Annotated in this window: 15 protein-coding genes and 1 tRNA gene; 9 read left to right on the top strand and 7 right to left on the bottom strand. The window is 64.3% G+C overall.

Annotation, left to right across the window (positions count from 1 at the left end):
• Nucleotides 1-11: 11 nt before the first annotated feature.
• A complete protein-coding gene (locus tag MB818_RS02800) occupies nt 12-1454 on the top strand; it encodes a divergent polysaccharide deacetylase family protein (protein WP_238903841.1) in 1443 nt (480 codons plus the stop codon).
• Nucleotides 1455-1542: 88 nt separating this feature from the next.
• Here the strand turns inward: MB818_RS02800 and MB818_RS02795 are convergent, their stop codons facing one another.
• From MB818_RS02795 to fabI, 6 genes are all read right to left on the bottom strand, one after another.
• On the bottom strand, nt 1543-2067 hold the full coding sequence (locus tag MB818_RS02795) for a HutD/Ves family protein (RefSeq protein WP_234162593.1): 525 nt from the start codon (nt 2065-2067) through the stop codon (nt 1543-1545).
• A complete protein-coding gene (trpE, locus tag MB818_RS02790; RefSeq protein ID WP_234136809.1) occupies nt 2067-3578 on the bottom strand; it encodes an anthranilate synthase component I in 1512 nt (503 codons plus the stop codon). The genes MB818_RS02795 and trpE overlap by 1 nt, the downstream gene beginning before the upstream one ends.
• A 9-nt stretch (nt 3579-3587) precedes the next feature.
• Entirely contained in the window at nt 3588-5432 is a 1845-nt protein-coding gene (locus tag MB818_RS02785; protein ID WP_234136808.1) for a peptidylprolyl isomerase, read from the bottom strand.
• 91 nt (nt 5433-5523) lie between these two features.
• A complete protein-coding gene (locus MB818_RS02780; protein WP_238903839.1) occupies nt 5524-6699 on the bottom strand; it encodes an aminotransferase in 1176 nt (391 codons plus the stop codon).
• Nucleotides 6700-6771: 72 nt separating this feature from the next.
• On the bottom strand, nt 6772-7287 hold the full coding sequence (gene gpt, locus MB818_RS02775) for a xanthine phosphoribosyltransferase (RefSeq protein ID WP_234136806.1): 516 nt from the start codon (nt 7285-7287) through the stop codon (nt 6772-6774).
• A 15-nt stretch (nt 7288-7302) separates the two neighbouring features.
• On the bottom strand, nt 7303-8109 hold the full coding sequence (fabI, locus tag MB818_RS02770; RefSeq protein WP_234145196.1) for an enoyl-ACP reductase FabI: 807 nt from the start codon (nt 8107-8109) through the stop codon (nt 7303-7305).
• 134 nt (nt 8110-8243) lie between these two features.
• On the opposite strand from fabI, the gene pdxH reads away from it, so the two are divergent.
• The 6 genes from pdxH (at nt 8244) to MB818_RS02740 (ending at nt 15246) form a co-directional block, all read left to right on the top strand.
• Nucleotides 8244-8849: a pyridoxamine 5'-phosphate oxidase gene (gene pdxH / locus MB818_RS02765; RefSeq protein ID WP_234215642.1), complete on the top strand. Its 606-nt coding sequence runs from the start codon at nt 8244-8246 to the stop codon at nt 8847-8849.
• A gap of 120 nt (nt 8850-8969) precedes the next feature.
• Entirely contained in the window at nt 8970-9497 is a 528-nt protein-coding gene (locus MB818_RS02760) for a cold-shock protein (protein ID WP_234136803.1), read from the top strand.
• Nucleotides 9498-9507: 10 nt separating this feature from the next.
• Entirely contained in the window at nt 9508-9975 is a 468-nt protein-coding gene (locus tag MB818_RS02755) for a DUF192 domain-containing protein (protein ID WP_234175677.1), read from the top strand.
• Between the two features lie 43 nt (nt 9976-10018).
• A tRNA-Pro gene (locus tag MB818_RS02750) sits at nt 10019-10095 on the top strand.
• Between the two features lie 708 nt (nt 10096-10803).
• Complete coding sequence (locus MB818_RS02745) at nt 10804-14448, top strand: vitamin B12-dependent ribonucleotide reductase (protein WP_234136801.1); 3645 nt, start codon at nt 10804-10806, stop codon at nt 14446-14448.
• 552 nt (nt 14449-15000) lie between these two features.
• Nucleotides 15001-15246: an EF-hand domain-containing protein gene (locus MB818_RS02740; RefSeq protein WP_234136800.1), complete on the top strand. Its 246-nt coding sequence runs from the start codon at nt 15001-15003 to the stop codon at nt 15244-15246.
• A gap of 48 nt (nt 15247-15294) precedes the next feature.
• Here MB818_RS02740 and MB818_RS02735 read toward each other — a convergent pair whose 3' ends face one another.
• Complete coding sequence (locus MB818_RS02735; RefSeq protein ID WP_234136799.1) at nt 15295-16839, bottom strand: trimethylamine methyltransferase family protein; 1545 nt, start codon at nt 16837-16839, stop codon at nt 15295-15297.
• A 418-nt stretch (nt 16840-17257) separates the two neighbouring features.
• On the opposite strand from MB818_RS02735, the gene MB818_RS02730 reads away from it, so the two are divergent.
• On the top strand, nt 17258-17776 hold the full coding sequence (locus MB818_RS02730) for an outer membrane beta-barrel protein (RefSeq protein ID WP_238903837.1): 519 nt from the start codon (nt 17258-17260) through the stop codon (nt 17774-17776).
• A gap of 356 nt (nt 17777-18132) precedes the next feature.
• Complete coding sequence (cysS, locus tag MB818_RS02725; RefSeq protein WP_238903835.1) at nt 18133-19503, top strand: cysteine--tRNA ligase; 1371 nt, start codon at nt 18133-18135, stop codon at nt 19501-19503.
• Nucleotides 19504-19609 lie beyond the last annotated feature (106 nt).

Below are 19609 nucleotides of genomic sequence, written 5' to 3'. Positions count from 1 at the left end.
GGCGTGAGGATATGGGCGGATTCATCGGAGGACTATTGGCCGGGGCGGTGCTGGTCTTGGCGGCGGCGGCCTGGCTGTCGCTGACGACACCTTTGCCGCAGCGTCCCGAGGTGGCGGCAACACCCGCGGCGGCGGAACCGGCGGCGGAACCTGCCGAGGACGGGGGAATCGCGGCCCCCGGTCGTGACGCCGATCTGGTGGAACTGGCGCCGCGCCAGCCCGAGGCGGCGCCCGGCGCCGAAACGCTTGGCGCCCTGGACGAGGCCGACCGCCAGCCCGCTGACAAACCACAGGTGGGCGGCGCGACCGATGCCATCGACCGGCCCGAGGGCAGCGAAACCGCCGCCGTGCAGGTGCCGGGGACGGGTGCCGGTGTGACCCAGCCGCAACTGGCGAGCCCCGCCGCTCCGCAGGATCGCAGCGAACCCGAGGTGAATACCGAAGCACCCGCGCAACCCAACGTGCCCTCGACCAGCGTGACCGCCGAGGTGACCGCGCCCAGCCTGCCGGAGGCCGCACCAGAGCAACCCGTCGTCGCGACCGATCCGCAGGTGTCCCAGGAAGGGGGAAGCGTGACCGAGGCGCCCACGACCGACAGTGCACCAGCGCCGGATACCGCAACGGCGGCGCCCGCAGTGCCGCAGGAAGAAGAGAAGCCGCGCATCGCCGCCCTGCCGCAGATCGGTGGGGCCGAAGAGGGCGCGACACCACGCGTCGGCACCCCTGTGGTGCCGCTGACCGAACGCGATAGTGGCACCGATGCCGCGGCCGAGGAGGGCCCGCGCCCGATCGAGGCCTATGCGGCGACATTCGAGAACCCCGAGGACAAGCCGCTGATGTCGATTGTCCTGATCGACGATGCCGAGGGTCTGGGCAGCGAGGCGCTGCGCGATTTTCCCTATCCGTTGACCTTTGCGCTGGATCCGGCGGACCCGCAGGCCGCCGAGAAAATGGCCCGCCACCGCGCCGCCGGGGTCGAGGTGATGCTGATTGCCGATCTGCCCGCCGCCGCCAGCGCGCAGGATGCCGAGGTCTCGATGGCGGTCTGGCTGAAGGCACTGCCCGAAACGGTCGGCATCCTCGAGGGTACCGGCACCGGCATCCAGGGCAACCGGGCGCTGTCCGATCAGGTCACGGCCATTGTCGGTGGCAGTGGGCGCGGGCTGCTGACCCAGGATAACGGGCTGAACACGGTGCAGAAACTGGCCGCACGCGACGGTGTGCCCTCGGCCGTGGTGTTCCGCGATTTCGACGGGGCCGGACAAAGCCCCACGGTGATGCGCCGCTTCCTTGACCAGGCGGCATTCCGCGCCGGGCAGGAGGGCGCGGTGGTGATGCTGGGCCGACTGCGGCCCGACACGATTTCGGCGCTGCTGCTGTGGGGGTTGCAGGATCGCGCCAGCCGGGTGGCGCTGGCGCCGGTCTCGGCAGTGCTGACACGCGATCCGGGCTGAGGCCGGGGGGTGTTGCCAAAAGGAGCGCCTGCGGCGCGCTCTTTTTCTTGTGCGCCTCCGGCGGGAGTATTTGCGGCGGAATGAAGGATCAGGTTTGGCGTGAGATCGCAACGCAAAGCGCCAGGGCGTCTGGGCCGAGCTTGAGGGGCGTCCCTCGGGCGAGCAGGACCTGGCCCGCGGCTATGGCGGTGGTTTGACAGCTTGCCGTGCCGCTGAGGAGATAGAGCGCGACTTCTTCGGGGTTGGCGGCAAGGGTGCGCGCCCCGGCATGAACGCTGACCGAGCCGGTTACCCGGCGGGGATCGAAGATCAGGTTCAGGTTGCGCACGGGACCGTCAGGCAATCGTCCGGTGACCGGGAGGTCGCCCGAGAAAGGCAGGGGGGCGCCAAGTTGGGCCCGCAAAACGCGCCCGTCGGTGTGCAGTTCCATTCCGCTGCCGTGGACCACGGTCAGAATACGCATCTGCCCAGGAAACAGGGAAAACGGACCCTCGGCGGTAACCTCGGCCAGGCTGAGCCGCCAGTGCCCGGGGTCTCCGGCGATCTCGCGCGTCACGCCGCCGCCGTTCTTCCAGGGAACCGGGGGCAGGCTGCGCGGATCGAGCAGGTGCATCAGCTGTTGCGCGAACCGGTGAACCGGGCCGCATCCGCCGCCGCGCGTCGGATGGCGTTGGACTTGTGCACCGTCTCCATGAACTCGGCCTCGGGGTCGCTGTCATAGACCACGCCGCCGCCGGCCTGGATATAAAGCTTGCGGTCCTTGACGATGGCGGTGCGCAGGGCGATGCACATGTCCATGTCGCCCCCGGCGCTGAAATAGCCGACACCGCCGCCATAGATGCCGCGTTTTTCCGGCTCCAGCTCGTCGATGATCTCCATCGCGCGCACCTTGGGGGCGCCGCTGACCGTACCGGCGGGCATGCCGGCAAAGAAGGCATCCAGCGCGTCCTTGTCCGGGGCCAGCTCTCCGACCACGTTCGACACGATATGCATCACGTGGGAATAGCGCTCGATGATGAATTTCTCGGTCGGGCGCACGGTGCCGATCTTGCTGACCCGGCCCGCATCGTTGCGGCCGAGATCGAGCAGCATCAGATGTTCGGCAAGTTCCTTCTTGTCGGCGAGCAGATCGGCCTCGTTGGCGCGGTCCTCTTCCGGGGTGGCGCCGCGCGGGCGGGTGCCCGCGATGGGGCGGATCGTCACCTCTTGCCCAAAGACGCGCACCAGGATCTCGGGGCTGGCGCCGACCACCTGAAAGCCGCCGAAGTTGAAATAGAACATGAAGGGCGACGGGTTGGTGCGCCGCAGCGAGCGGTAGAGCGCAAAGGGCGGCAGCGGAAATTCCTGCGTCCAGCGCTGTGCCGGGACCACCTGAAAGATGTCGCCCGCGCGGATGTAATCCTTGGCCTTTTCGACCGCCGCCTTATAGCCCTCGCGGGTGAAGTTCGACACCGGCGGCGCGACCTCATGCGCCTCGCCCAGATCGCGGGTCTCGGCGGGCATGGCGCGTTCCAGATCGCGCACCGCATCCATCACTCGCTCAGCCGCCTGGGCATAGGCGGCGCGCGCCGATTGGCCGTCGCTGACCCAGGCGGGCGAGACCACGGTGACCTCGCCCTTGACCCCGTCGAGCACCGCCACGACCGAGGGGCGCATCATCACAGCATCGGGCAGGCCCAGCGGGTCGGGGTTCACATCGGGCAGATGTTCGACCAGCCGCACCATGTCATAGCCGAGATAGCCGAACAGCCCGGCCGAGGCCTGCGGCAGATCCTCGGGCAGGGCGATGCGGCTTTCGGCCAGAAGCGCGCGCAGGTTGTCGAGCGGATTGCCCTCTTGCGGCTGGAACCCATCGGGATCGAACCGCGCCTGCCGGTTCAGCGCAGATTGTTCGCCATGACAGCGCCAGATCAGGTCCGGCTTCATCCCGATGATCGAATAGCGCCCGCGCACCTCGCCCCCGGTCACCGATTCGAGCATGAAGGCGTCTTTCTGCGCGCCTGTCAGCTTGAGCATCAGCGACACCGGCGTGTCGAGATCGGCGGCCAGGCGGGTATGAACGACCTGGTTCTCGCCCGCCTCATAGGCGCGGGCGAAGGTTTCGAAATCGGGTGTCAGCGCCATGGGGACCCCTTATTGAAAGCTGGCCTGCACCGCGTTCAGCGCGCGCTGGTCCAAGGTCGGCTGTGCCCGTGTCTGGGCGTCGCGGACATAGATGTCGAACAGGTTCTGTGCCAAGGCCTGGCTCATCTGTGCATTCAGCGCCCGCTTCATCTGGGTCAGCTCGTCGGTATCGGCGGGCGGCAGTTCCTCTTCCAGCCGCACGATGAACGCGGCATCGTCGCCCGCGATCACCTTGAGGTCGCCGGGCCTCATGGCAAAGACCTGCTCCATGAAGTCAAACGGCGTGCCGTCGATGAAGGCGGTGCGGGTCAACCCGTTTTCCACCCGATGCGACAGGCCGGTGGCGGTGAAATCGCCATCGGTGGCGAGGCTTGTCACAACGCTGGCGGCCTTGTCCTGAAGCGCGCGGCGGGTGGCGTCGGCGGTCCAGGCGGCGACCACGCGCTCGCGGGCGCTGTCGAGCGGTTCGGGGCGTGGCTCCAGCTCTTCGTCCAGGCGCAGGGCAAAAACGGCGCCGTCTTCGAGAAAGCCGATTTCGGGGAAATCGCCCTCGGCCACCTCGGTCGCGGCCTCGCGGAACCCGGCATAAGCGGCGACCCCGTCCGAGCTGTCCTCGGTCCAGTCGATCTGGCCCAGTTCCATGTCGGTATCCTGCGCCAACTCTTCCAGCGTGGCGCCACCGGCCAGCATGTCGTTGAGGGATTCGGCCTGTGCCTCGATCAGGCGGCGGGCGCGTTCGCCGGCAAGCTCATCGCGCAGTTCGGCCTCGACGCTTTCAAAGGCGGTGATGCGGGCATCGAGCGTGCCGTTCACCCGGAACAGCGCGGGGCCCAGATCCGAGGGCAGGGGGCCGACCACATCACCGACCTCGGCGGCGAACACCGCCTCGGCGGCAGCGCCCAGATCCTGCGCGGTCAGGTCTCCCATGTCGACGTCGGTCAGCGAGAGACCGCGCCCCTCGACCAACTGTTCGAAGGTGGCGCCGCCAACTTCGACCTGGGCCATGGCGCTTTCGGCGCTGGCCTGATCGGCAAAGACCAGACGTTCGACCAGACGGCGCTCGGGCTGCTGGTAGTTGCTTTCGCGTTCCTCGAAGAGACGGCGCACCGCGCCCTCGTCCAGCTCGACCCGGTCGAGCAGCATTTCGGGCGTCAGCAGCGCATAAGTCAGCCGCTTGCTGCGCGGCAGCATGAACTGGTCCTGATTTTCGGCGTAATAGGCCTCGACCTCGGCCGCATCGGGGGTGGCAACCGGGGCATCCAGCGCGCTGGTATCGACGGTGGCCATGGTAAAGCTTCGACGGGCACCGACGAACTGCGCCAGCGTGTCGGCATAGGTGTCAGGCATGACCAGCCCTTCCATGATCGCGCCCTGCACCAGGGTACGCGCCGATTCGCGGCGCAGATCGGCCTCGAACTCGGCCTCGCTCAGCCCCGCGTTGTCGAGCGCATAGCGATAACCCTCGGGGTCGAACTTGCCGTCGACACCCTGAAAGGCGGGGATCTGCACGATCTCGCGGCTCAGGTTCTCGTCGCCGATCGAGATACCCAGTCCGGCCACCTCGTTATCCAGCGCGGCAATCGCCACAAGGCGTGCCAGAACGGCCTGGTCGATACCCAGATCGCGCACCTGGCTCATTTGCAGGGGTTGGCCGGTCTGCGCCTCGATGGCGCGGATCTCGCGTTGCAGCTCGCGGGCATAGGCGTCGACGCTGACCGTCTGCTCGCCCACCTGCGCCACGGTGCGTACCGTGCCGGTGAGGTTGACGGCGCCGAAGCCGGCAAGCCCCGCCATCAGCAGACCCATCAGGATCCAGACAAAGGTCTTCGATAAGCTTTTGACACCTGCGGCCATGTCGCCCCCTTGTTGCGGCTGGAATGCGGCGGTTTCGCCTTGCCCGTTCGTTTGCCGCCCTGTCTACGCTGGGCGTCCGGGCTGGGCAAGGTCAGAAGCGGAGCCCTTTGAGCCTGTCGAACAGCTGGCCGATCCCGGCGCGGTCGAGATTGGCAAAGGCCACCCGCAACTGGCGGGCCCCTGCGGGGTCGCCCTCGGGCATGAACATGGTACCGGGCAGCACCAGCACCCCGGCATCCCGCACCAGCCGTCGGGCCAAATCGTCCGAGGGGATATCGAAGGGATGTTCGAGATAGGCGAAATAGGCGCCCAGCCCCAGCAGTTTCCAGCCCTCGGCCGCGAGCGCGGGCATGCCTTCGGCAATGGCGGCGCGGCGGTCCAGGATCTCGTCCCTTTCACCTGCCACCCACTGGCCCAGATTGCGCATGCCCCACAGCGCGGCATGCTGGCCGATCTGGCCCGGGCAGATGGCAACGGTGTCGAGGAACTTCTCGATCTCGGCCAGCAGTCCGGTGTCGCTGGCCAGCGCGCCGACCCGGTGTCCGGTCAGCCGGTAGGCCTTGGAAAACGAATAGAGATGCACCAGCGTCTTGTCCCAGTCGGGCCGGGTGAACAGGTCATGCGGGGCACCGCTGCGGCTGTCGAAATCGCGATAGGTCTCGTCCAGCAGCAGGCGCAGCCCGTGTTCGGCGGCCAGATCGTAAAAGGCGCCGACCAGTTCGCCGGGGTATTCCACGCCACCCGGATTGTTCGGCGTCACCAGCGCGATGGCGCGGGTGCGCGGCGTGATCAGGGCGCGCGCGGCCTCGACATCGGGCAGCAGATCGGGACCGGTGGCCAGCGGCACTGCCGTGACCCCTTCCATGTCGAGCCACATTTTATGGTTGAAATACCATGGCGTTGGCAGGATGACCTCATCCCCTTCGCCGGTAATGGCCGAGATGGTGGCGGCAAAGGCCTGATTGCAGCCCGAGGTAATCGCCACCTGTTCCGGTCCGACCGCGCCGCCATAGTGGCGGCTGATCTGGGCGGCCAGTTCGGCGCGCAGATCGGCGTTGCCCAGTACCGGACCATAGAGATGCGCGCTGTCCTCGGTCAGCGCGAAATCGGCCATCGCCTGACGCAGCGCTTGCGGCGGCGGCTCGACGGGCGCGGCCTGGCTGACATTGATCAGCGGCCGCTCGGGCGAAAAGCTGACGCCCTCCAGCCAGCGTCGCGCCTCCATCACCGGCGGCGCGAATGTGGTGGCGGTACGGGTCGGGGCCATCTTGGGTACTCTGTTCAGGAGGTGGGGTCTTGGTGCAGAAAGCGCGCCCCTTCGGGCGCGCTGGCAGTTGGATCAGTCGGTGCCCCGATAGGGTTCGACATATTGCAGCGCCATGTCCCATGGAAAGAAGATCCAGGTGTCCTGGCTGACCTCGGTGATGAAGGTATCGACCATCGGCCGGCCCTTGGGTTTGGCATAGACCGTGGCGAAATGGGCGTTGGGATACATCTCGCGCACCAGTTCCAGCGTCTTGCCGCTGTCGACCAGGTCGTCGATGACCAGAATACCGGTTCCGTCGCCCATCAGCGCCTCATCCGGCGCCTTCAGCACCTGTGCCTGTCCCTGGGCCTGATGGTGATAGGATTTCACGCTGATCGTGTCGACGGTGCGAATGTCCAGCTCGCGGCTGACGATCATCGCCGGGGCCATGCCGCCGCGCGTGATCGCCACCACCGCGCGCCAGGCGCCCTCGTCGGGGCCCTGGCCATCCAGCCGCCAGGCCAGCGCCCGGCTGTCGCGATGGATTTGGTCCCAGCTGATGTGAAAGCCCTTTTCATGGGGCAGGCGATGCGGATCCTTGGTGCTCATGCCGACTTACCCCCGTTATCCCTTGTCGATGTCGGGGGCGTCGACCGCCTTCATCCCGACAATGTGATAGCCGCTGTCCACATGCAGGTTCTCGCCCGTGACACCCGAGCTGAGATCCGAGAGCAGGTAGAGCGCCGACTTGCCCACATCGTCGATCGTGACATTGCGGCGCAGCGGCGAGTTATACTCGTTCCACTTCATGATATAACGGAAATCGCCGATGCCGCTGGCGGCCAGCGTCTTGATCGGCCCGGCGCTGACGGAGTTGACGCGGATACCGTCCTTGCCCAGATCCTCGGCCATGTATTTGACCGACGCCTCCAGCGCCGCCTTGGCCACGCCCATCACATTATAGTGCGGCATCACCTGTTCGGCGCCGTAATAGGTGAGGGTGATGGCGCTGCCGCCCTCGGTCATCAGCTTTTCGGCCCGCTTCATCACCGCGGTGAAGGAAAAGACCGAGATATCCATGGTCAGCTTGAAATTCGCCCGGCTGGTGTCGACGTAGCGACCGCGCAGCTCGTTCTTGTCGGAAAAGCCGATGGCGTGCACGACAAAGTCGAGCTTGCCCCATTTCTGTTCGAGCGCGTCGAACAGCGCGTCGATCGAGTCCTCGTCACCCACGTCACAAGGCAGCACGATCTCGCTGCCCAGTTGCGCGGCCAGAGGGTCGACCCGCTTCTTCAGCGCATCGCCCTGATAGGAAAAGGCCAGCTCTGCGCCCGCATCCGCAAGCGCTCGGGCAATGCCCCAGGCGATGGATTTGTCATTGGCCAGTCCCATGATGAGGCCGCGTTTTCCGGCCATCAACTGATTTGACATGTTCGGTTCTCCGCCTGTCGTCGCGTCATGAGCTTGTGGTTTATGCTATAGAACATGTCCCTTCAAGGGCGCGCGCTCTTGCCCGTGTCGGGAAGAGGGCCTAGGCTCTGTCGCAGTTGTTCAAGGGGATGGACATGAGTGACAGGACTGGCATCTTCGCCGGTGATGACCCGTTTGCTATTGCACGGGAGTGGTTGGCCGAGGCCGAACAGTCGGAACCCAATGATCCGAACGCAATCGCGCTGGCGACGGTGGATGCCTCGGGGCTGCCGAATGTGCGGATGGTGCTGCTGAAAGAGATCGAACCGGCGGCCTTCGTTTTCTATACCAATTACGAAAGCGCCAAGGCGATCGAGCTGGAGCAGGCTGGTAAGGCCGCCTTTGTGATGCATTGGAAATCGCTGCGCCGCCAGATCCGGGTGCGCGGCACGATCACCCGCGAAGCGGGGCCGCAGGCCGATGCCTATTATGCCTCGCGCTCGCTCAAGAGCAGGCTGGGCGCCTGGGCCTCACGCCAGTCACGGCCGCTGTCGAGCCGCGCCGCGCTGATGGCCGAGGTTGCCAAGATCACCGCGGCCAAGGGACCGAACCCGCCGCGCCCGCCGTTCTGGGGCGGGTTTCGCCTGACACCTGTCGAGATCGAATTCTGGGCGGATGGCGCATTCCGACTGCACGACCGCTTTGTCTGGCGTCGGGCGGACCCAGGGGAAAGCTGGAATATCCAGCGTCTCAACCCCTGACATTCGCGGAACGTGAAATGCAAGTGTCAGAAATGGAAGAACTTTTTTTCCTTGTGTTTCCGGTGTAAAATCCGGCAAACCAAGGGGCTTACAGCAACGTCAAATCACGATGGATAGCAAGTGTCCGAAGAACTGAGCAGTGCATACAAAGTCCATGGACGAGTCAAATGGTTTGATCCGACCAAGGGATATGGTTTCGTGGTCTCCGACGAAGGTGGCCCGGATATCTTGCTGCATGTCAATGTACTTAGGAACTTCGGCCAGAGTTCGGTTGCCGATGGCTCTGCAATCGAGATTGTAACCCATCGTACCGATCGCGGTGTGCAGGCGGTCGAGGTCATAAGCATCGTTCCGCCCGAACGGCCCGAAGCCGTGATGCTGTCGGATTTCGCCGAGATGGATTCGGATGCGATCCGAGCCGCGCCGCTGGAACCGGCCCGGGTCAAATGGTTCGACAAGGGCAAGGGTTTTGGCTTTGCCAATGTCTTCGGTCGAAACGAGGATGTTTTCCTGCACATCGAGGTACTGCGCCAATCGGGCCTCTCGGACTTGCAACCGGGCGAGGCGCTTGCGATGCGGGTAGTCGACGGTAAGCGCGGACGCATGGCCGCCGAGGTGTTGGCTTGGGAAGCGGCGCTGAATACATGAAGGCGCTGTCGTGATCCGCGCGAAGCTTGGTCTGCTGGTCTGGCTGGCTGGCGCCACCACGCTTTGGGCGGAGAACTGCCGGGATGGCGAGTTGCGCCTGCGCAGCGAAGGGGCCGAGCTGCGCTTCACAATCGAACTGGCGCAAACGCCAGCGGAGCGGTCGCAAGGGCTGATGTTCCGCGAAAGTCTGCCGCGCGGTGCGGGTATGCTGTTCGTCTTCGAACGTCCACAGCGAGTTGCATTCTGGATGAAGAACACGCTGATCCCACTTGATTTGATCTTTGTCGATCGGGCTGGCATCGTAACCCACGTTCATCCCAACGCGATCCCGCATGACGAAACAGCGATCCTGGGCGGCGATGCGGTGTTTGCGGTGCTCGAGATCAATGGCGGGCTGGCTGAGCGTTACGGGATTGTACCGGGCACTCTGCTGCAGCATCAGGTTTTTTCGGACGGACCGGCCGCCTGGCCCTGTTAGGCCTTTTCAAATCGGATTTCGGCGGATAGGAAGGCGCACGGTCCGGGGCGTGGCGCAGTCTGGTAGCGCACCTGTTTTGGGTACAGGGGGTCGTGAGTTCGAATCTCGCCGCCCCGACCACTTTCTTCTCGTCTTCCTCGTGTTGTTCTGTTTGCGCCTTGTAGCGTAGGTTTGGAGAGCGCGATTCCCGGCACCTGCAATATGCAGGGATTCGGTCAAGATGACGGTCTGACCGCTACATCTAGTGTGCCTCCGGCCACAGTTTTCGTTGCGACAGATCCCCGAAAAGCCGGCGTTCAAGCGACTGCAATGGGTCGTCATTGGGGGGCGGTCCGTGATTTGGCTTGATTGCAGGCGTTGCCCGGGCAATAGGCCGCGACTTGTTAGATGCTGTGTTTTCTGCATGGCAGCATTGGTTCGATCCCAAAAGCGCCCGAGACATAAGGAAAAAATTTTTGCCCCTCTGGCATCGGCTACGGCAGGCGCTGGGGATGGCTTTGTGGAGGAATCGCGATCACGCCAAAAGGCACGCGGGTCAACAAAAAAGATTCGCGGAGAGGGGTAAAAATCACGTTGACCTACTATGCCTGGATACGCCAGATTGTATGAGCCGACCGGTTAGCCACAAAATCTGGTGGCTGCGCGAATTGAGCGGGCAGGTCGGGAAGGAGAAACCAAAGATCAAGAATTGTTGAGCGCGAGGCCTTGCTTCGCGCTGCTGTTAGAATTCGTTCTGCTGCACGAAAGTGCAATCGGTAGACATCGGAGAGCGCGCAGGCGTGCCACCACGCAGGCTGTGAAATCAAGAAACGACCAGGGGCTGGGGACATGAAGATCGAAAGAAAGTTCACGACGGCGGGACAGGATGCTTATGCGGATCTGGAGTTCCGATCCGCGACCTCCGAGATTCGCAATCCGGATGGCACCATCGTGTTCCGCCTCGACGATATCGAGGTTCCCACCAGCTGGAGCCAGGTCGCCAGCGACGTGATCGCTCAGAAATATTTCCGCAAGGCGGGCGTGCCCAGCCGTATCAAGAAGGTGCGCGAAAAGGGCGTGCCGGAATTCCTGTGGCGTTCGGTTCCCGACAGCGACGCCGAAATGGGCGGTGAGATCTCGTCCAAGCAGGTGTTTGACCGGCTGGCGGGCGCCTGGGCCTATTGGGGCTGGAAAGGTGGCTATTTCACCACCGAAGAGGATGCGCGCGCCTATTTCGACGAGATGCGCTATATGCTGGCCACTCAGCGCGCCGCGCCCAACAGCCCGCAATGGTTCAACACCGGCCTGCACTGGGCCTATGGCATCGACGGTCCGGCGCAGGGCCATCACTATGTCGACTACAAGACCGGCAAGCTGACCAAGTCGGACAGCGCCTATGAACATCCGCAACCGCATGCCTGTTTCATCCAGTCGGTCAGCGACGACCTGGTGAACGAGGGCGGCATCATGGATCTGTGGGTGCGCGAGGCGCGCCTGTTCAAATACGGGTCCGGCACCGGCACCAATTTCAGCCATCTGCGCGCCGAGGGCGAGAGCCTGTCGGGCGGTGGCAAATCCTCGGGCCTTATGGGCTTTCTCAAGATCGGCGACCGCGCCGCGGGCGCCATCAAATCGGGCGGGACAACCCGTCGGGCAGCTAAGATGGTGATCGTCGATGCCGATCACCCCGATATCGAGCAGTTCATCCAGTGGAAGGTGCTCGAAGAGCAGAAGGTCGCCAGCATCGTCGCCGGCTCGAAGATGCATGAAAAGATGCTGAACGGCATCTTTGCCGCGATCCGTGCCTGGGACGGCGCCGAGGTGGATGCCTATGACCCGGCGGTGAACGAGGGGCTCAAGGCCGCGATCCGCGAGGCCAAAAAGGTCGCGATCCCGGAAACCTATATCAAGCGGGTGCTGGATTACGCCAAGCAGGGCCATACCAGCATCGAGTTCCCCACCTATGACACCGATTGGGACAGCGAGGCCTATAACTCGGTTTCGGGCCAGAACTCGAACAACTCGATCCGGGTCACCAATGCGTTCCTCAAGGCGGTGGAAAAGGATGCCGATTGGGAGCTGATCAACCGAGTCAACGGAAAGGTCGCAAAGACCGTCAAGGCGCGCGAGCTATGGGAGAAGGTGGGCCATGCGGCCTGGGCCTGCGCCGATCCGGGCATCCAGTTCCACGACACGGTGAACGAGTGGCATACCTGCCCGGCAGACGGCCCGATCCGTGGCTCGAACCCCTGTTCGGAATACATGTTCCTCGACGATACCGCGTGTAACCTGGCGTCGATGAACCTGCTGACCTTCCTCAAGGATGGCGAGTTCCAGGCCGAGGATTACATCCATGCGACCCGCCTGTGGACGCTGACGCTGGAAATCTCGGTGACCATGGCGCAGTTCCCGTCCAAGGAGATCGCGCAGCTCAGCTATGATTTCCGCACGCTGGGTCTGGGCTATGCCAATATTGGCGGCCTGCTGATGAACATGGGCTACGGCTATGACAGCGACGAGGGCCGCGCGCTCTGCGGTGCGCTGACCGCGATCATGACCGGTGTCGCCTATGCCACCTCGGCCGAGATTGCCGGAGAGCTGGGGCCCTTTGCCGGGTATGAGCGCAACGCCGCCCATATGCTGCGGGTGATGCGCAACCACCGCACCGCTGCCCAGGGCAAGGCCAATGGCTATGAAAAGCTGAGCGTCAAGCCGGTGCCGCTGGATCATTCCAACTGCCCCGACCCGCGTCTGGTCGAACTGGCGATGGCCTCGTGGGACGAGGCGCTGAGCCTGGGCGAGAAGAACGGCTATCGCAACGCGCAGACCAGCGTGATCGCGCCCACCGGCACCATCGGCCTGGTGATGGATTGCGACACCACCGGGATCGAACCCGATTTTGCACTGGTCAAGTTCAAGAAGCTGGCGGGCGGCGGTTATTTCAAGATCATCAACCGCTCGGTCCCCGCCGCGCTGGAGAACCTGGGTTATTCCAGCGCCCAGATCGAAGAGATCGTGTCTTATGCGGTGGGTCATGGCACCATCGGCAATGCGCCGGGGATCAACCACACCTCGCTGACGGGCCACGGCTTTGGCCCCAACGAGCTGCGCAAGATCGACGCCGCGCTGGAAAGCGCCTTTGATATCCGCTTTGTCTTTAACCAGTGGACCCTGGGCGAGGATTTCTGCACCGGCGTTCTGGGTATCCCGGCGGCCAAGCTGAACGACCCCACCTTTGACCTGCTGCGGCATCTGGGCTTTACCAAGAAGGATATCGACGCGGCCAACGACCATGTCTGCGGAACGATGACGCTGGAAGGGGCGCCGCATCTGTCCGAAGAGCATTACGCGATCTTCGACTGCGCCAATCCCTGCGGCAAGAAGGGCAAGCGTTTCCTGTCGGTGGACAGCCACATCACCATGATGGCGGCAGCGCAGAGCTTTATCTCGGGGGCGATCAGCAAGACGATCAACATGCCCAACAACGCCACCATCGAGGATTGCCAGAAGGCCTATGAACTCAGCTGGTCGCTGGGGGTGAAGGCCAACGCGCTCTATCGGGATGGCTCCAAGCTGAGCCAGCCGCTGGCTGCCGCCCTTATCGAGGATGACGACGAGGCCGCCGAGGTGCTGGAAACCGGCACCCCGGCCGAAAAGGCCGCCGTGCTGGCCGAGAAGGTGATCGAGAAGGTGGTGGTCAAGGAGGTGATCCGCAGCCATCGCGAGAAACTGCCCCATCGCCGCAAGGGCTATACCCAGAAGGCGATCGTGGGCGGTCACAAGGTCTATCTGCGCACCGGCGAATATCAGGACGGTTCGCTGGGCGAGATCTTCATCGACATGCATAAGGAAGGCGCCGGGTTCCGGGCGATGATGAACAACTTTGCCATCGCGGTCTCGGTCGGCCTGCAATACGGGGTGCCGCTGGAGGAGTTTGTCGATGCCTTCACCTTTACCAAGTTCGAACCGGCCGGCATGGTGCAGGGCAACGACTCGATCAAGAACGCGACCTCGATCCTGGACTATGTGTTCCGGGAACTGGCGGTCAGCTATCTCGACCGTACCGACCTGGCCCATGTGAAGCCCGAAGGTGCCACCTTTGACGATATCGGCAAGGGTGAGGAAGAGGGTGTGTCGAACGTTGCCACTGTCAGCGACAGCGCCGCATCGAAGTCGCTGGAGGTGCTGAAACAGATCAGCTCGACCGGCTATCTGCGCAAGCGTCTGCCGCAGGAGCTGGTGGTGCTGAATGGTGGTGCCAGTGTTGGCGCGGTGGCGCTGGACAGTGCCGGCGACCCCGTCGCGGCGCTGCAGACGCTGGTGCCCGAAACCGGACAGGCCGCCGTGGCCGCCACCGGCATGGATGCCCGCACCAAGGCCCGCATGCAGGGATACGAGGGCGAGGCCTGCGGCGAATGCGGCAACTACACGCTGGTGCGCAACGGCACCTGCATGAAGTGCAACACCTGTGGTGCGACGAGCGGCTGCTCGTAACCACGGGGCGACAAATCGCGCCCCCGCCGGGGCGCGTAGGGGCCGGGGGCTTCCCTCGGAAATCCGGCCCCGACGAAATCCGGAACCGGCGGCGCGGCCCATCCGCGCCCGGCGTTCCAGCCGACAGCCCCAGCTGCTGGGGCTGCCGGGTCCCGGGTGGGGCGGGGTGACCAGCCCCCTCACTCGAACACGGGGCGGGTGCGCTCGCCCCCGACGCGTCCAGGCCGCAGGCAGAAAATACCGGGCGGTCAACGATTGAGCCTGGCACGCGAGACTCAATAGGGGGCTTCGGCCCCCTTTTTTTTGTCCGCGATTCGGGAGAAATCCGGCAGGCTCTTGCCGGATCGCCGCGACCCGCTCTGGGGACATCCGCCGATCTCGACTGCGCGTGTACTGCCGGGCGGCGGTTCGCCGACCGGATCAGCGGCAACCGGCGCCAGTCAGCGCGAATCCGCGCTGTTCGACGCAAGCCGATGACAACGCCCCGCGAAGGGTGGAGGGTGTGCCTGTCCGGACATGACAGAGACATAACCCACTTGAGGAGAGACTCAAATGACACCGAAACTGCTGGCCCTGCTGGGCGCCTTGGGTATGGCCCTGCCTGCAACCGCATGGGCGCAGAGCAGCGCGGATACAGATGGCGACGGCGTTTTGACCCTGACCGAGGTTCAGGCCGCAAATCCCGAGGTGAACGCAGAAACCTTTGTGCGGATGGATTCCAATGGCGATGCGGTCCTGGATGCCGAGGAAGTCGCCGAAGCACAGCAGGCAGGCTTGCTTCCCGCAAGCGATGGCTGATCGCCATCTGGAACGGCGGCCTTCGGGCCGCCGTTCACTTTCAATAGCTTACGGCGCCAAGTGAATGTTGAACTTCGCCCGAATCGCCGCATCTGTAACGGGATCGAAACGCGCCGCTGACCTCTCTGCCAGAATAGCCTCCTTGCGGGCCACGGCCTTGGCGATCAGGTCGGGCTTGTCCTTTTCCACCCATTCCTTGGGCGAGGTCCGGTCCCCCAGCGTGGGATAGACATAGTCCACCTGCATCCGGCCCAGCGTCTGGTCGGTGCCCAGATAATGGCCGCTGCCGCCCAGACAGACCTCGGCGATCTGATCCACCGCAAGCGTCTCGTCGGTCACTTCGATGCCGCGCACGCAGCGCAGCGCCTGGCCGATCAGGTCGTCGGACAGGATCAGGCTTTCATGGCAGAAGCCCAGCAGCGACGCATGCATGCCCGCCGCCTCGTAGACCATGTTCAACCCCGACAGACCCGCCATGACGTTCGAGCACATCTGCTCCCACCCGGCCTGCATGTCCGGCAGTTTGCTGTCGGCGATCCCCGCCGCCGCGCCGCCAGGCAGATCGTAGAAGCGGTGCATCTGGGCACAGCCCGCTGTCAGCAGCGCCTGTTCGCCCGACCCGCCGGTCATCGCGCCGGTGCGCAGGTCCAGGCCAAAGGGCCAGGTGCCAAAAATCGCGGGCGCGCCCGGCTTGACCGCGTTCACGTAAACCAGACCGGCCAGACATTCGGCCACCGCCTGAACGATGGCGCCCGCCACGGTCGAGGGCGCGGTGGCCCCGGCCATGCCCGCCGACAGCAACAGCACCGGCATGCCGTGCTTGATGCATTCCTCCATCACCAGGCAGGATTCGGTGGCAAACTTCATCGGCGGCACGACAAAGCAGTTGGAGTTCGACACGAAGGGCCGCTCGCGCCAGTTGGCCTCGCCTCCGGCGATCATGTGCAGCATTTCGATGGCAGGCGCCACATAGGACGGGTCGGTAAAGGACACGCCGACATGCTTGTACGTGCCTGAGCAACAAGCATAAATCGTGTTCATATCCATTTCGAAATTGTCGCTGATATCGCGACAGACCATCGGGCGTTGCACGAAATGAATATTGTCGAGCCGTTCGCAGATCCGCGAGGCGTCGTGCAGATCCTGCACCGTCGAATCGCGGTATTCGCGGCCATCGACATCGACCATGTGAACCGCCGCGCCTGCGGTGCCGTAATGGACCCGCGTACCCGCAAGCTCGAGGTCGGTCTTGCCGTCGCGACTGTAGAGCGTCACCGAGCGGTTGGCGCGGGCCAGCGTGTCCTCGACCAGCGCGCGGGGAAAGCGGATGCGCTTGTCCTCGCCCAGGATACAGCCGGCGCCGACCAGATAGTCGATGCCGCTTTGCGGGGCATCGGCCAGGCCGATACGTTCCAGCGCGTCAAGGGCCGCGGCATGGATACGCTCCATGTCCTGTTGGCTCAGAAGGTTCAGCGCGCCACCGCTCATACCGGGGCGGATGGGGCGCAGATGGTCGGGAAGCGCGGCAGAGCGGGCGGCGCGACGGGCCGAACGCCCGCCCGCACGGGCAGTGCTACGAGTCTGATCGTTCATGCAGGTAGAATCCTGGTGAGTTTGGGAATGGAAAGGAAGAAAACGCGTCAGCGGTGGCCAGGCCGACCCCGTGCGGCACGCCCCCGGTCGGCACCGATGGTGCGGCTGACCAGGCAGATCTTGCTGCGTTCCTCTTGCATGCTTGCGCTCCTCATCCTGTGGCAGAATGCCATCCCGATCCGACCTGATCTGTCCTGTTTGCGACCTGCGTGTCGCAGCGCTCGTGCGCGGGATTCCGCGACGCTTTAGCCCCCCTGTGGCGGGTTCCGGCCCAGCCTGCAGAGCCGTGGCCTTGGCGGCTTGAAGCAAGTGACGACAAGGCGCATCTGTCTGGTGGCGACAGGAGAGCGGCGCTGAAAAAGATATTGGTGACAATATCTTGCCGGGTTTCTCTTGTCCCGTGGCAAGGAGTAGAACAATGAAGCATTTGGTTCCCGCGCTGGTCGCGGTATCTATGGCCGCCGCCCCGGCAATCGCAGGTAACTGGAGCGGCGCCTATCTGGGTCTGGGTGTCGGTTATGGCGATGTCGATGGCCCCGGCGCGCGCGATGGCGAGGCCGCCACATTTGGTGGCCATATCGGCTACAACTTTGATCTGGGCAACCGGTTCGTCATGGGCGGTGAACTGGAATATGACCGGGTCAACAACGATCTGGGCGGCGGGGGCGGCACGCTGGACGAGATCGGGCGGCTCAAGGTCAAGGCCGGTTACGACTTTGGCCCGGTGCTGGCCTATGGCGTGCTGGGGGCGGCGCGCGCCACCTCGACATTCGGCAATGAAAACGGCTTGGTCTATGGTTTGGGTCTGGCGATGCCGGTGACCGACTATTTGTCGGTCAGTGGCGAGGTTCTGCGCCACCAGTTCAAGGATTTTGGCGGCGCCGGAAGCGATTTCGACGTCAACACCTTCAACCTGCGGGCATCGCTGCGGTTCTGAGTGCGGGCAGGCGGCGCGCAACGCAGTGCGCCGCCGACCTGCCCGGGCATCCGGTCACACAAGAGGTCCGCAGCCCGGTTCAAGCGGACCTCGTTCCCCGCGCCCGGTTGCCACCGCGGTCACGGTTTCTCGACGCATGCCGGCGACGGCTCCCCTGCGGCGTGCGGTTTCAAGGCTTGGATCAGCGAACAAGCCGTGTTATGGCTCTGCCATGACCCGCACCATTCGCATCATTATCTGCTGCATTACCCGCTGATCCATTCGCGGGCTGGTCATTCGTCGTTTTCTTCGCAAAGACAAGTTGCTAAGCCCGCGCTGACAAGCGCCTGCCGCATGCTGTTGAGGAACAAGACCCGATGACGACGATCAAGCTGCACAACACAAGGACGCGGACAAAGGAAGAGTTTGTCCCGATCGACCCCCGGAACGTGCGCATGTATGTCTGCGGCCCCACCGTCTATGACCGGGCGCATCTGGGCAACGCGCGGCCGGTGGTGGTGTTCGACGTGCTCTACCGGTTGCTGCGCCATGTCTATGGCGCGGATCACGTGACCTATGTGCGCAACTTCACCGACGTCGACGACAAGATCAACGCGCGCGCCGCTGAAAGCGGGCGGCCCATCGGCGAGATCACCGCCGAGACGACCCAGTGGTTTCTGGACGACATGGGCGCGTTGGGCGCGCTGGAGCCCGACCACATGCCGCGCGCCACAGAGTATATCCCGCAGATGGTGGCGATGATCGAGAGCCTGATCGCCAAGGGCCATGCCTATGCGGCCGAGGGGCATGTGCTGTTCGCGGTGGATTCTTGGAAAGAGCATTACGGCAAGCTCTCGGGCCGCTCGGTCGATGACATGATCGCGGGCGCCCGGGTCGAGGTGGCGCCCTACAAGAAGAACCCGATGGATTTCGTTCTGTGGAAACCCTCGACCCCCGATCTGCCCGGCTGGGACAGCCCCTGGGGCCGGGGGCGGCCGGGCTGGCATATCGAATGCTCGGCCATGAGTTACGAGCTCTTGGGCGAAAGCTTCGACATCCATGGCGGCGGCAACGACCTGATGTTCCCGCATCACGAGAACGAAATCGCGCAAAGCTGCTGCGCCCATCCCGAGGGTCGCTTTGCGAATGTCTGGCTGCATAACGAGATGTTGCAGGTCGAGGGCAAGAAGATGTCCAAGTCGCTGGGCAACTTCTTTACCGTGCGGGACCTGCTTCATCAGGGCATCCCGGGCGAGGTGATCCGCTTCGTGTTCCTGAGCACGCATTATCGCAAGCCGATGGACTGGACCGAGAAGAAGGCGAAAGAGGCCGAGGCAACCCTGCGCAAGTGGCGCGCGCTGACAGCGGGTATCGAACCCGCCGCCAGCGCGGCGCCCACAGTGATCGAGGCACTGGCCGATGACCTGAACACGGCGGGCGCCCTTACCGAGCTGCATCGCCTGGCCGCCGAAGGCGAGCTGTCGGAACTGCTCGCCTCTGCCCAACTCATGGGGCTTTTGAGTGATGAACTCTCGGGTTGGGATGGTGCCTCCGTCGATCTGACGGGGTTCGAGGCGCAACTCGCCGCCGCCCGAAGCGTCGCGATGGAGAGCAAGGATTTCTCCGAAGTGGACCGGCTCAAGGCGGCCTTTGTCGCTGCCGGGCTTGAGGTGCGGATGAGCAAGGAGGGCGTCTCGCTGCTGCCCTCGGCCGGGTTCGACCCCGCCAAGCTGGAGGCCCTGAAATGACCTTCCATCGCGAATGCCCCGCCCGGGCTTGCCCGGGCCGCGCCCGACCCGCCCCCATGGGCGGGCGCCATGCGCCCACCCCGGGCCGGGCGCTGCCCTGTCGAGG

Source organism: Ruegeria alba, assembly GCF_022321465.1.
Lineage (GTDB): Bacteria > Pseudomonadota > Alphaproteobacteria > Rhodobacterales > Rhodobacteraceae > Ruegeria_B > Ruegeria_B alba.
Note: the sequence above shows the minus strand (reverse complement) of the source record. Positions and strands in the feature narration are given on the sequence as shown.